Source organism: Rhodopirellula baltica SH 1, from assembly GCF_000196115.1.
GTDB lineage: Bacteria > Planctomycetota > Planctomycetia > Pirellulales > Pirellulaceae > Rhodopirellula > Rhodopirellula baltica.
In genome coordinates this window covers 3,185,720-3,198,767 of sequence record NC_005027.1, presented here as the reverse complement: position 1 = coordinate 3,198,767, position 13,048 = coordinate 3,185,720, and the positions used below count along the sequence as shown (strand labels likewise).

At 55.4% G+C, this 13,048-nt stretch carries 11 protein-coding genes and 1 tRNA gene; 1 reads left to right on the top strand and 11 read right to left on the bottom strand.

Annotation, left to right across the window (positions count from 1 at the left end):
* Positions 1-43: 43 nt before the first annotated feature.
* The 11 genes from RB_RS12385 to RB_RS12335 form a co-directional block, all read right to left on the bottom strand.
* Positions 44-2,845: a DUF1549 and DUF1553 domain-containing protein gene (locus RB_RS12385; protein WP_164922841.1), complete on the bottom strand. Its 2,802-nt coding sequence runs from the start codon at positions 2,843-2,845 to the stop codon at positions 44-46.
* A gap of 369 nt (positions 2,846-3,214) precedes the next feature.
* Positions 3,215-5,182: a glucuronate isomerase gene (locus RB_RS12380; RefSeq protein ID WP_011120754.1), complete on the bottom strand. Its 1,968-nt coding sequence runs from the start codon at positions 5,180-5,182 to the stop codon at positions 3,215-3,217.
* 113 nt (positions 5,183-5,295) lie between these two features.
* A complete protein-coding gene (locus RB_RS12375; RefSeq protein WP_011120753.1) occupies positions 5,296-6,381 on the bottom strand; it encodes a site-2 protease family protein in 1,086 nt (361 codons plus the stop codon).
* 3 nt (positions 6,382-6,384) lie between these two features.
* A complete protein-coding gene (gene panD / locus RB_RS12370) occupies positions 6,385-6,852 on the bottom strand; it encodes an aspartate 1-decarboxylase (protein WP_164921934.1) in 468 nt (155 codons plus the stop codon).
* A gap of 4 nt (positions 6,853-6,856) precedes the next feature.
* Entirely contained in the window at positions 6,857-7,231 is a 375-nt protein-coding gene (locus RB_RS12365; RefSeq protein ID WP_008656289.1) for a response regulator, read from the bottom strand.
* A 199-nt stretch (positions 7,232-7,430) separates the two neighbouring features.
* Positions 7,431-7,727 carry a hypothetical protein gene (locus RB_RS12360; RefSeq protein ID WP_007332142.1) on the bottom strand — a complete coding sequence of 99 codons (297 nt, stop codon included), beginning with the start codon at positions 7,725-7,727 and terminating at the stop codon, positions 7,431-7,433.
* A gap of 185 nt (positions 7,728-7,912) precedes the next feature.
* Positions 7,913-8,533 carry an RNA polymerase sigma factor SigZ gene (gene sigZ / locus RB_RS12355; protein ID WP_011120749.1) on the bottom strand — a complete coding sequence of 207 codons (621 nt, stop codon included), beginning with the start codon at positions 8,531-8,533 and terminating at the stop codon, positions 7,913-7,915.
* Positions 8,534-8,657: 124 nt separating this feature from the next.
* Entirely contained in the window at positions 8,658-10,205 is a 1,548-nt protein-coding gene (locus RB_RS12350) for an NAD(P)-binding domain-containing protein (protein WP_164921933.1), read from the bottom strand.
* Between the two features lie 232 nt (positions 10,206-10,437).
* Positions 10,438-10,511, bottom strand: a tRNA-Pro gene (locus RB_RS12345).
* Positions 10,512-10,663: 152 nt separating this feature from the next.
* Positions 10,664-11,128 carry a hypothetical protein gene (locus RB_RS12340; RefSeq protein WP_007328560.1) on the bottom strand — a complete coding sequence of 155 codons (465 nt, stop codon included), beginning with the start codon at positions 11,126-11,128 and terminating at the stop codon, positions 10,664-10,666.
* A gap of 223 nt (positions 11,129-11,351) precedes the next feature.
* Entirely contained in the window at positions 11,352-11,957 is a 606-nt protein-coding gene (locus tag RB_RS12335) for an HNH endonuclease (protein ID WP_007328559.1), read from the bottom strand.
* A 235-nt stretch (positions 11,958-12,192) separates the two neighbouring features.
* Here RB_RS12335 and RB_RS12330 point away from each other — a divergent pair, with 235 nt between their 5' ends.
* The gene (locus tag RB_RS12330; RefSeq protein ID WP_164921932.1) at positions 12,193-13,002 is read left to right on the top strand and encodes a DUF456 domain-containing protein; all 810 of its coding nucleotides are present in this window, start codon (positions 12,193-12,195) and stop codon (positions 13,000-13,002) included.
* Positions 13,003-13,048 lie beyond the last annotated feature (46 nt).

The following is a 13,048-nucleotide window of genomic DNA, read 5'->3' as shown; positions in this document are numbered from 1 at the left end:
TGATTGAGGTTGGAACTGGCCGCGCATCACGCGGCAGGAAATGTCAGTGAGTGATGATGAATTCTTTGGTATTAACCAATGCCCACATCAGCGACTCGATGCCGACTTTGGGAGAGTCAGATTCAGCGATGAACTGAAGCGAAGTTTCGCGTTCATCCGCGTCGGGGAAACGAGACAGGGTTCGCAGGTAGGCGTCATTGACGACCTGTTCCATTGAGGTGCCTGGTTCTGGTTGTTGATCAGATTCGACTCGAGTCAATTCCCATGCGCTTGGATCATCAAGCAAGTCGGATAGCTTTGGCGAATCGAATCCGTACTGGCTTAGCTTCTCTCGAACTCGTTTGTATTCATCGCGGATCCGATCTTGGTTGGCACGACGTTGTTTCGGAGCCATCTTTTTGTACCGCTTGATCTTTGCAATGGTCTGATTTTGAAATTGCTCGGCTCGACGTAAGACTTGCGCATCAACTCCGGCGTCGCCTGACTCGATCCCAAGCGATTTCATCGTTTGCGTGACCCAGCCATCTTTCGATCCGAGTTGGCGATACATTTCGAAGTCGTTTCGCAAATAGATCGACTGAAGCAAGCTGGGCGAATCACTGCGGTCGCAATCGCAATTGCTTTCCCGTTCTGATTGGCCGAATACTTGGAGAGCAAAGTTTCGATTGTTGCGATTCTGAGTGACTCCGTTGGCAATCGCCATTTGCTCCATTTCGTCTCGCATGCGATCTGCTTCTTCGCTGGACTGGGTCGCAAGCAACACGGCATCGTGAATCACTTCCGCCGGCAGTCGTCGTGGAACGTGACGGGCAAAGTTGTGGTCGTCATGTTCGTTGCTGGCGTTGGTGTCCATGCTTCGCTGATACGCATCGCTCGTCGCGATTTCGCGAGAGAGCCACTTCAAGTCATAGCCGCTGTGAATGAATCCGCTTGCAAGCTCGTCGAGTAGTTCGGCATTGCTAGGAGCATTGGCGAGGTTCATATCATCGGTTGGGTCGATGATGCCAATGCCAAAGTAGTTTGCCCAAACGCGATTGACGATTGCTTTTGCGAAGTATGGATTATCCTTTTGGCGAAGCCAGTTCATCAGCTCACCTCGTGGATCACGGTCCAATGCAACCGGTTCTGATTGTCCTAAGATGAAGCCTTCAGGAATGCTGAGCGGAGCAGCCTTGGGATTCTTTTTTGCTTTGGCTTTTGCACGTCGCTTCAGCGATTGAATTGCTGAGTCGTTGTAGACCAGTTCAGGGAATGGAACCGTTTCGCCTTGCGCGGCGGCCTTGTAGATTTTGCGGCGTAGGTCGCCGTTGCGAAGTTTTTCTTCGCCGGTGATTTTCGAGATCAGCTCATCGCGGTCGGCTTTCGAGTCTCGTGCGACAGTGTTTGGACGAGCTTCGATGCTTTTGAAGAGCATGGCGAACTGATCGAAGTCATCTTTGGACCATTGATCAAACGGATGTTTGTGGCACTGAGCACATTCAATTCGAATCCCAAGGAACGAGTAGGCAAATCCAATCGCTCGTTCTTCGGGCTTTTGAAAGTTGCGACGAGCCCAATACAGCGGCATGCCGGAACGCTCCGCGAATTGCGATTCGTTGCCCGGGCGGCAGGCTTGTGTCATCGATTCGCAGTACTGCAGGTAAGACTCGTCTTCTTCGCGATTGTCAGCCATGACGATGCCTTCGACGATTTGGTCGTAAGGCAAATTGTCTTCCAGGCGAACCCGCAACCATTCGTACCAAAGCCGTGATGCTGAACCGCGAATCGGCAAGGCATTGTTGAGCTGCTCATCACTGTTGCCGGTCCAATCTGCAAGGCGGGTTGCCCACCAAGCTGCGTAGCCCGGCGAATCAAGCAGTTCGTCAATCAAACGTTCCCGTTTGTCCGAGCGAGTGTCGGCCAAGAACGCACGCACGTCTGCGGCGGCGGGAAGTGTGCCGGTGATGTCCAGGCTGGCTCTGCGGATGAAGTCGGAATCATCGCAGAGTCCTGACGGGGTAATGCCCAGTTTATCGAGTTTGACTTCAATCAGCTGATCAATTCGATGTTCGGAGGGAGTCGGTGAAGGATTGGGATCCGTTGCGACGACACGACGAATGACCGGAACCGGAACGACGGCCCGGTCGTACGCGATCACGACATGGGTGTCGCCAGTTTCGCCGGCGGAGACCAACCCGTTTTCGTCGATGACGGCAATCGCATCATCATTGGTCGTGAACCGGCATAGGTCAGTGACGTCTTCCCGGGTACCGTCCGCCCAGTGTGCAATGGCTGTCAGAGCCACCGATTGAGACTCGTTTTGGAATTGAATCTCGGATGGTTGAATCTCGAGGCGATCGAGTTCGTCGACGTTCTGATTGTCGAACTTGGCTCCTGCGGCGATCCAATTGCGAAGCGTGTTGTATTGCCAGCTACCTTCTTCCAAACGCTTGCCTCCCTCATGCATGTCCGCATCCGTTGGCTTGGCCAGGATCAGACTCTCGGCGACATCGTCGGTATCAACTCGGCCGGTGTCCGGATCGAGCAGTGCCGCGTGGTCGGCGCGGAAGTCGTAGCCAAACAACGAGAGTTGAAAGTCACCACGACCTTGGAAGGATCCATGGCATGCCCGCCCGTTGCATCCTAGGCGGCCAAGCAGCGGGGTGATGTGACGTTGGAAGTTTGGGGTTTCTTCGGACGTCCCATCGGACATGCGAATCGAAAGTGGCTGAGTAACGTCTTGCAGCTCACCATTTGTGGCCGAGGCCGTCGACGGGGCGGGAGATTCAGCCCGAGAAACACTGGCCGAGATTGTGAGAACCAAAACAGCTCCACAAATCAGCCCAACGTGGGCTGGCAAATTCAAGCTTCGTGTACGTCGCACCACGGTTTCTCCCTCAGGACATCAGCGTTGTCGCTTCATCGCGAACAACATCGCCATTCACAGCATTGAACGCGCGTCGACCTCCAAAGTACCGTCCGGGATAACGCAAATGGGGTAAGAAACCTGAGATTCACGCTTCTTAGCGGGTGCGAATTGAGCGGTCGAGTGGTTTTGCGGTGCCTTGAGGAACATTGGGCGAGCTGCGCGGCTGGTGAAGCCAGCAGTCCGGCTACGCCGCCACGACGAAATGCATCCGCAAAGATCGCGAAAGTTCGTTCCGCCCACGGAATCGACCGAGCGACCCGATGCAGGTTCAGCTTGCCGCTAGCGGCATGCACGAACCGAACCCGTTCAGGATTCCTTGGCAGGTTCTTCGTCGTCGTCGCTCAAGAAGTCCAAATCAAACTCTTCCAATTCCTCGACGGTCTCAGCGGTCGGGTCGGTTCGTTCAACAGGCGACTCGTCGCTGCTGGAGTGAGAGTCATCGCTTTCCGTGATGATGACATGGTCATCATCATCGTCGTCGTCACCGACCGGTAGCGTGAACTCGCCCGTGTTTGGATCCGCTTCCAACTGCAGAGAATCGTCGTCGGGACTGAAAGAGGACTCGCCGCGAAGCTGGGTGATTGGCTCACTCGGCGTTTCGTCATCCAGCAGATTGCCGACATCAAGCGGTTCGTCATCGACCAAACTCTCCAGTTGTTCGGCCGATGTTTCGCTCGAGACACTGTCATCAAGCAGTTCAACGTCATCGACGCCGAGTTCCTGGACTTCTTCGTCAGCGGGAAGAGCATCGACGTCCAATGATTCCAGTTCGTCGGATTCAATTTCGACCTGCTGAGTCTCCTCAACGGACGGGGTGGATCCGTAGTCCAACACTTCGGTGACTCCGGCGACCGCGGTTGCAACACCGAGTGCGCCGAGCGATTCGACGCCAGCGTTGGGAGCATCGGCATTGTCGCTGGAGTCTTCTTCGGATGTGGAGTTGGTTGCTCCCTTCGGCAACGGGAAAATCTCTTCAACGTTGTCGCGAAGCACTTTGCGTCCAAGTTCGACGGCTCGCTCGACGGACCATCCTCGATCGCAGACAAACTGATCGGCCAACACACCACTGAGCACTTTGCGGTACATGTCGAATTTCGGCCAGATGAATTCCAGTTTGTACGCGTCGCTGTAGTAGCCGATCTGTTTGGTTTGTGGAACGGCTTCGAGTCTCGCTGCCGCATCGCGAGCGATGAACGAAGGCGTGTTGCTGTACCACCAGTGGCCGTTGGTAATCACGTTGGGGAAGATCCATGCGTAGCTGACCAATTCTTGATTGGTAACGCTCGCCAAAACCGAAACGGGGAACTTCACGTTCGGGAAAGAATTGAACAATTCGCGATACTGAATCAGCGAGACTCGAGAGTCGTAAAGGTCTTGCCCTTGGAAAACGCCCTCGGGATAGACTTGCCGATTGACACCGATCATCAAGTCGAACGGCAGACCAAACTCATCGCAAAGTTCAGCGAGTGTCCAGAAAACTCGGCGAGCCAACGCGTCTCGATGCGACGCATCTGCGGAGATACCTTGTTGTAAAACAGCGTTGAGAGCCGTTGATGCTCGACCGTCACCAACCGGAGTCGGCGTGAAAGTGGGTGGGATCGAAATCGCACAAGCCCGGGCGCCACGGCTGACAAAATGCTCAAAGCGTTGCTTCAGGCTGGATCGCAAGCTTTCGAGGCTGCCGTCCAGTTCGATTCCGGTGCATGCTGCCAATCGGCCGCGGACTTCTGGTTTTGCAAGGTGAAAAACCAAGTCGTCCGTGCGAAGGCATGGGATGTAGGTTTCGGTGTCAAAGCCTTCCAGTGCATCGTCAAAATCATTGGTCAAAAAGACCGCTTGAACGTTGCTTTGGTCGAGCACCGTTTCGGACCACTGGGCCGACGCCATGATCGACTCGCTGCGGTCATAGAGTGCTTCCCAATTGTTCAGGTGCAGTCGATCTTCTTCAAAGCCAAAGAACGTGCGGCAAATTTCGATCAGCCAACTGTACTGGGCTGTGTTCTCGAGCGGTTGCAAACCACCCACCAAACGTTCGACCAACTCTTTTGGGCCGATCGCCTTGTCTTCGATCTGTGATTTCGGCATTCCCGCCGAGTGTGCCAGTTCCGTGTAGTAGTGGTAACCGAGCACATCGGCCAGCGTGGTCGATGCCGGCGAATGCGGGTTGATGTGCGAGTGCGGATCAATCAACCGAATCGACGTCAACGCTTCGTAAATTTCGGATTTTGGTCCGTTGGCAACGCTGGACGAGTCTGACATGGTGGCGGCATTCATGAGTGGCGAAATTCAATCGCACCAGGATACTCACTGATGCCCCAAGGATCGACCGTGGTATGTAACAACCTCGGACGGGATCCAGCAAAATTCCTTCGCAGAATCGTTGCCACTCAAAACACGAGTGAAGTCGATTCCAGCAGCTCGGTGATTACGGCCAGGATGATCTGAGATCCTTTGTCGAAACCGGTCGCATTTGCAAAGCTTTTGGAAAGATCGAGTCTTCCGACGGCGGGATCGTGCCAGCGATGGAGTGACCAGATCCACCATCCAAAAAGCGTACTCACCATGAAGGAGCCAAGATAAGCCAGCCCAACGATTCGCGATGCAAACGCGGTGGGAGGTGGCGTGATCAGCGACTCGTAGAGCTGCAGCACCAGCGATGCCTTTTGCGTTGGCGCGAGAGCACGGAGAGCGGTTTCGTCGATGGCCGATGCGATCGTGTCAATCGCTGTTTCGGGAATCCCGCTCTCGGTGGGCGGTGGAATCTCATTTTCGCACAGTCGCCGACTTAGCCAGCAGGTGCGGTAGGTCAATGGCATGGTGAACAGCAAAGGAAGGATCAATAGCAGCAACATCGGTTCGCCAATGAGAATCCCAAGCCCCACGATGACCAGCATCGTCAGCACACGACCCAAGGCTTCTCGCCAGGGTGACGGCCGGGCGAATGTGGATTGCACGATCCTGCCACCGTCCAGCGGTAGCAAAGGAAGCAAGTTCATCCAATTGAGCAACAGACCCAAACCACCCAGTTCGAAAAGCCAAGGGTGACTGCTGTTCATCAACAGGATTGGTACCGCCGAGACGGATGCGTTCGCGTCGGCGTTGCCTGCTGACGCGATCAAGAGCAACACCATCGAAATCGCGATTCCCGGTAACGGACCAGCAAAGTAGACGATGGCTTTTTTCCAACGCTGGATCCGGATCGGTTGGCCACTGACAGCGGCACCGAGCATGGGGACGAACACCATTCGAATGTTTCGGTACCCGAACGCACGCATGGCAACGAAGTGTCCACCTTCGTGCAGCAGCAGGATGCCAACCAGCATCAATACCAACCGGATGTCCCACCACAGCAGGCCAACCGCAACGAATAATGCGAGTGAGCCCAACAAGACGAAAGTTTGGCGTTGCCAATCGTTGGGCTGGGATTCCTTCGCCCGAACCGCAGCGACGAGCGAAACGCCCGAACCGGACATGCTCTAGCAACCTTCAGCGAGCGGTTGTCCGTCAGGCGTCATCTCAGTGGAGCGAACCAGGTGCGTGTCATCGGAATCGGATCGCAGGTTGGGACCCGCGATCTCAGGGCCGACGTGGGACAACTGATTGTTGTCATCAACAAAGATCAAACGAGGTTTGTGTGTCGCCGCATCGGCTTCGGGAACCATGGCGTACGCCGCCAAAATCACATGGTCGCCAGGACGAATCAAGTGAGCGGCGGCACCGTTGGCACACACGTCATTGGAATTTGGAAGTCCTTCGATCGCGTAGGTTTCCAAACGCGTGCCTCGAGTCACATTCCAAACATGCAAAGATTCGTAAGGGTGAATCTTTGCAGCAACCAACAGTTCCGGGGGAACGGTCAAGCTGCCTTCGTAGTTCACGTCTGCACCAGTCACCGTCGCGCGGTGAATCTTGGCCGCCAGCATTTTTCGATAAGGTGTGTCCACCAACTCAGTCCACCAGGTAGGGCTTCAGTTGTTCGATTGTTTTGTCCGAACCGATTTCCAATTTTCCAAACCCTCGCTCGGCCCCTTCGCTCATGGCCGCTTCTTGATGTTCGTCGTAATTGGTGACCAGCATCACGGGCACTTTGGCCAGATCAGGATCGGATTTGATTTGTTTGATCACATCCAAACCATCCGTGTAGTCGCGATCGAGTTTTCGATTGACCGTCACGAGGTCCACATTGCGCTTCTTCAACAATTCGATCGTGTCCTCGGCACCGTGGGTCTGCAACACCGCAGCGTCAAAGTGTGAGGTCACCATTTGACGAATGGCATTGAAATCAGGACCACAATTGCCGCAGTCGACTAGGGTTTTCGCCATCGGATGAAACTTCTCCGTCGAGGGGGTTCCAGGAAGTTGCCTGGGAACGATCGAACCGAAACATTCTGGTGTAACCGCGCCGGCATGAATCAACAAGGTGCAAGAGTCGTAACTGCTGAGAGCAACGATCGCGCCACTTCGACTGGAAATTGGCCTGATGGACGCGGGACACTGGGAATCGGGCCCCTCAAAACAGGCTTCACTGAGATAGTTCGTGATTTTGGATCCAACGTTGCATATCCGCATGGATCTGCGAAGGCGTGCGATTGTCGCTCAGTGACGGCGACGAGGCGATTGATAGCTCCTTGGCCAGCATTCGCAGGGCCATCGCGTGCAGTTGACCCAGCAAATGGTCGCGTTCTGCGACAGCTTGTCGCAAATCGGCTTTGGTCGCTCGAGACTCAGGCGGTGCCGGTGCACCTTCGACCAAGAATCTTTCAATCCAGTCTCGGTCGGGATCAATCGGGCGTTTGCAACTTCGGCAGGATTTGACCATGGGCGTTGTTTCAGTCCAGCGGACTGGATGGCCGCCTGGCTGGTTTGTCGTGGAAGGATAAGCGTGCTCGGGAAACCGCGATTTGCCAAAGGGTCCACCCTCGCCGCGGCAGTTCGAAACACAATTCGTGTGCCTCAAAGAAGTTTAGCACGTTCACCCAGTGAAGCCGAAGTTGTCGCGATGAATCAAGCGTCCAACCGGTGTGACTCGTTCGAGTGGTTCCTTTCATAGCCGATCAGGTTGCCGCGACGATCGTGCTCGAAACTGCAGCAGTCAAAGAGCACTTGCTTGAGTTTGGACCTGCCTCGTTGGACGCGAGATTTAGCACCGGACAACGATAGCCCCAGTTTGTTCGCGATCTCTTGTTGGGACAGTCCCTGGATTTCATACAGTTCGACCGCTTCGCGTTGCTCCTCAGGAAGTTGTGCCAGCATTTTGGGGAGCCAACCGATGACGACGTCTTCCAAGCTTTCTTCACGCTCACCGTTGGCTGCGATTTCATCGGCCAATGCGGCGGCCTCACGCGACTTCGAACGGTAGTGATCGACGACCAAGTTGCGAGCGATCTGGAACACCCAGGATCGGATGCGTTGTTGGTCATCGACTTCGTTCAGCTTGGTGTGAATGCGAACGAATGTTTCCTGCAGCAAGTCTTCGGCTACCTGAGCGGCGGAAACGCGACGGAGCAAGAATGTCCGAAGTTCTTCCCCGAACAAATTCCAGATCTCAGCGGTTGATGCACTGTCTGGCGACGGTGTGTGTCCCCTTTGTACAAGCCTTTTGTGCGATTCGCTATCTGTGTTCATCCGGTGATCACTCGATGTCGACTGCGCGCGAAATACTTGATGTGGGTTTCAATTGCTGACTCGAAACGAATGCGGTTCAAGGAGCTGACAAGAATATGACTGCGGTGATTACGCTTCGATCGAATCAACCGTTTGCTTCGCAGCGGTTGCTGGTTTCGATCGAGACATTTGTTTCGCAGGAAGAAGTGATTTCGCAGGAGTCACCCCGTTCTTGGTTCACCAGATCAGTGGAGCAAACACCGGTGGATGGCAGTGTGAGTTCGACCTTTCTCGCGGCCTCGTGATCGCCGGAGAGTTCGGCTGCGATGGATCGAACTTGTTCATAACCGGTCCGCATCAAAAACGTCGGTGCTCGACCATAGCTTTTCATGCCAGCCAAGTAGAACCCACGTTCGGGGTGTGTCAGTTCTTTCGCACCGTGCGGTGGAACAGTTCCGCAGCTGTGTTGATTCGGATCGATCAAAGGCCCGAGTGCTTTGGTCGCTTGCGTGGCGGCATCCAGTTCCAAACGAAGTTCGCGAAGCATATTCAAGTTGGGGCGAGCTCCGGTCGCCACGATGATCTCATCGACGATCACCTGCGAAACGCCATGGACGTCGAAGACTTCCAAGCCATCTGGATGCTCGCTGATGGCGCCGATTGAAAGGCCCGTCAGCAGGGTGGCTCTGCCGTCGTCGACAGCCGCTTTGACGCGAGTCCCCAGTGCGCCTCGGGCTTCGATTTCATCTGCCTGGCCACCGCCCCAAAGCTTGGCGGGGTTGGTGCGGCGGACGGCCCAAGCGATCATCGTTTCGGGGGCCTCATTGGCGAGTTCAACCAGGCTCAGCACCGCACCGGTGGCGGAGTGCCCAGAGCCAACGACCAGCACGCGTTTGCCAGCGTAGCGGTCTCGTTCGCGGTCCAACACATCGGGCATGCCGTAGCGAATGTGGTCTTGGAATTGTTGTTCGCCATCCGCCTCGATCCCGCCAGCTCCCATCGGGTTGGGCGTGTTCCAGGTGCCAGACGCATCGATGACCGCTCGGGCATAGAACCGACGTGGGCCGTCAGGGGTATCGGCCACGATCAAAAAGGGGGCCTCGTTGCGGTTGCCATCTTTCATTCGGTCGTGTCCATCGCGAGAGATGGTCGTGACTTGATGGTTCAGTTTCAAACGGGAGGCGATGCGTTCGTTGGCGGCAAGCGGATCCAAGTAGCGTTCCACCAACTCCTTCGCGAATGGGACCTCGTTGTCATCGGGAGCTTGCCACGAATGATCGGCTTGAAGGATTCGCTTGGAAGCTGGGTCGATCAGGTAAAACCAAGGAGTGAACAAGCGAACGTGTCGCCATTCCCAGATGCTCGCGGCAATTCGCTGACCCGCTTCGAGCAAGATGAAATCCTGGTCGCGTTGAATCAGATTCGCAGCGGCGGCCAGCCCGATCGGACCCGCCCCGATGATGGCGATGGGCAACGATTCGCGATTGTCGGCGTGAGAAGTTTTTGCCTCTGGCTTTGCGGAGATCGATGTCGGTTCAGTCGCGCCGCAGCACGAGTCCGCTGGGGCGGCGAGTTCACCACAGCATGGGGCATTGGACGCCGCCAGTGGAGGCGTCGACGTGGGGCTGGAAGGCTGAAAGACGTTGGCTTGTGGTTGGATGAAGTTGCGTGGATTGGGGAGCGATTGGATCATGGTTTTCCTTTTCAAGAACGGCTTCTCTTAAACAGAGACGAACTGGCCATTGAAAAGACGCAGTGGTCGGTTCACTTGGTGCCAACAAGTTTCCCGAGAGGGCGTGAGTCACATTGCGCACAACAGAACCGCAGCCAAGGGCTTTGATTCAGCGTGCCGTCAGAGGGGCTCTGATATGGATTGCCAAGAGGGCGGGCAGCCTGAAGAAAGGACTGCCCACGGCAAAAGAAAATCGGGGCGACACGATTCGAACGTGCGACCTTCTGGTCCCAAACCAGACGCTCTGCCAGGCTGAGCTACGCCCCGATAAGGCAGTTTTCGGACGACCTTGGAACGCCTGTGGAAGACGTTCGCGTCCGAGAAGGCGAGAGATTAGCGAACGTTTCCGTTTCTCGAAAGTCCACTTGGGAGTTCCGGGCCACAGAATTTTTTCGGCGGCCGAAATCTCTCACCCGCATTCAGTGTTGTTGTTGCTGCGCGATGGGTTCGCCGGTCCCGAGTTGAGCAAGTACCTGCAAAATTCCGTTCAGATGGGCCATTCGGGGACCAAACCGATCGATGAATTCGTTCAGCATGTATTCACCTTCGACCAAGTGATCGCCCGAGTCGTCGATCTCTTCGGTCAACGTTTGCAAAAACTCGGTCTGCACTTCGCTGAGCGTTTCGGCGGCGCGGCGGCAGGCGCGAGACAATTGCGGGTTAGCGTCTTTCCATTGCTGCAATTCACCCGCACGTTGCTTGTGCATCGCGGCATTCTGTTGAACCAATTCGGTCAACAATTTGGTCTGTTGCTGCTGGCTGACGACCAATTGACGCAGCAACCCAACCGTCAGTTCCTCGTTCGAAACTGGCACGCCAGCATCTGATTCCGCTGAAACATCGATGCGGAAAACGGGCGATGTGGGGTTGTCGTCGTAGGACATAAGCAATGATTCCGATTCGGGTCCGATGGGGTCGTGTCCGATGATGACCCGAGTATAACCACGCCGAAAATTGTTTGTCGAGCAAATCCTTATTTTCGGATCCAGAGGCAGCGGAAGGCAACGTTTGAACACGATCACGCCGGTTCCGGTGAGTCTGACGACCCACCGGGGTGACAAGCGAAATTCGTTCTCAAAACGCTGGTTTTGCTCTTGCCCAAATTGCCTATTTGGCCGTTTGCAGGAACGTCTTCCACGACGCGTACCGTGGGTCGTCCATTGAATGAGTCATCAATGGATTGAACCGAGGCTTGATCGGGCGGGAAAGCAGTTTCATGTGCGCTTGTTGCGGCGTGCGTCCGCCTTTGCGACTGTTGCAACGCAAACAGCAACACACGATGTTTTCCCAAGTCGTTCCGCCACCGTGAGACCGGGGCACGACGTGATCGAGGCTGAGTTTGTGCGTCGGTTCCGCTTTGCCGCAATACTGGCAAGTGTGATCATCGCGAGCGAACAGGTTCTTTCGATTGAATCGAACCGTTTGGGCCGGCATGCGATCGAACCGGGTCAATCGAGTGATCCGCGGGACCTTCATTTCAAACCCGACGGCCTGAATGTATTCATCCTCTGGTTGCTTTTGGTCTGATGCCAATTGGCTCAGTTCACACCAGCTATCGAAGTCGTACCCAATGAATTGTCCATCGTCGTTGTCAATGACTTCCGCACAATCGCGATACAAAAGCGTCAACGCTCGACGAACATTGACCACGCGAATCGCCATGTAAAAGCGATTCAGCACCAATACGTTGGTTTCTAAAACCCGTCCGCTCATTGTTGCGTCAGTCCTTTCCTCGATCAGAAAGTTGGCTTCGAAGTTGCCCCATCGTAGCGTTTGGGAAAAGAAGAAACCACAGTTTTCGTCGTCTCTTCACCCTTCACTCCGTCGTTCCTGCAACGAGACGGGGCTGGTTCCCAAGGCGCCAATGAGACGGGAAATTACAGGGTCTGGTTCACCCCGTGTGTCCATTTTGCCTTTCCACTTCAATTCTTCCGACAGAATTCACAGCATGACCGCATCGCAAATTGGATGGTTGCTCCTCGCAATTCTCTCGCCAACGGCGTTTGGAGTCGTGGCCGAGGCGAACGCTGGCGCACTCGCAGACAAGCACGTGGTGACATTGGTCGACGAGGAAACAATGGGGCGTGCGACCCGAGACGTAGAACCCTGGTTGGCTCAAGCGGATCCGATCACGACGGAAGAAGCCGGCGGCGGTTTTTGGGCGGGAGTCAGCGACGCATTGGTTTGGACACGGGATGCCGTTCGAGACGTGATGATGCCGATCGGTGTCGTTGCACTGGGAATCGGGTTGATTCTCGCATGCACGATGGCGTGGTTGCTGAATCTGGTCGCTCTGCCAGGCAATTGGTTGGCGATCGCCCTGATGGCTTTGTACGCGTGGCTGGGCCCGGAAACGGGGCGTTGGCAGCTCGGCCTGGTTTCGTTGGCGATCGCGTTTGTTCTGGGTTTGGTCGGCGAATTGGTGGAGTTTTTGGCGGGTGCGATGGGGGCCAGCCGAGCCGGCGCCAGTTGCCGAGCCACGTTGATGGCGATCGTGGGTTCAATCATTGGGGCCATCATCGGAGGGATCGTGGGCCTGCCGATTCCCGTCGTTGGCCCGGTTTTGGCGGCGATTTTGTTCGGAGGATTGGGGGCAACGGCGGGAGCCATGTTCGCGGAATGGAATGACGGAAAGAATTGGCGAGACAGTTGGCGGATCGGCCAAGCCGCGTTTTGGGGCCGAACGACCGGAACGGTCGGGAAAATGGTCGCAGGGCTGTTGGTTTTGGTTGTCTGCGCGTTTGGGGTGCTTTTTTGATCAGCAGGATTGTGGGCCGTTTCACGTGATCGAACTAGGATTTTGC

Bases quoted from the DNA above. Each gene is read 5' to 3' on its own strand.
- sigZ (WP_011120749.1), bottom strand. From the start codon at position 8,533: ATGAACACAGATAGCGAATCGCACAAAAGGCTTGTACAAAGGGGACAC.
- RB_RS12380 (WP_011120754.1), bottom strand. From the start codon at position 5,182: ATGAATGCCGCCACCATGTCAGACTCGTCCAGCGTTGCCAACGGACCA.
- RB_RS12360 (WP_007332142.1), bottom strand. From the start codon at position 7,727: ATGGTCAAATCCTGCCGAAGTTGCAAACGCCCGATTGATCCCGACCGA.
- RB_RS12340 (WP_007328560.1), bottom strand. From the start codon at position 11,128: ATGTCCTACGACGACAACCCCACATCGCCCGTTTTCCGCATCGATGTT.
- RB_RS12330 (WP_164921932.1), top strand. From the start codon at position 12,193: ATGACCGCATCGCAAATTGGATGGTTGCTCCTCGCAATTCTCTCGCCA.
- RB_RS12335 (WP_007328559.1), bottom strand. From the start codon at position 11,957: ATGAGCGGACGGGTTTTAGAAACCAACGTATTGGTGCTGAATCGCTTT.
- RB_RS12375 (WP_011120753.1), bottom strand. From the start codon at position 6,381: ATGTCCGGTTCGGGCGTTTCGCTCGTCGCTGCGGTTCGGGCGAAGGAA.
- RB_RS12350 (WP_164921933.1), bottom strand. From the start codon at position 10,205: ATGATCCAATCGCTCCCCAATCCACGCAACTTCATCCAACCACAAGCC.
- RB_RS12365 (WP_008656289.1), bottom strand. From the start codon at position 7,231: ATGGCGAAAACCCTAGTCGACTGCGGCAATTGTGGTCCTGATTTCAAT.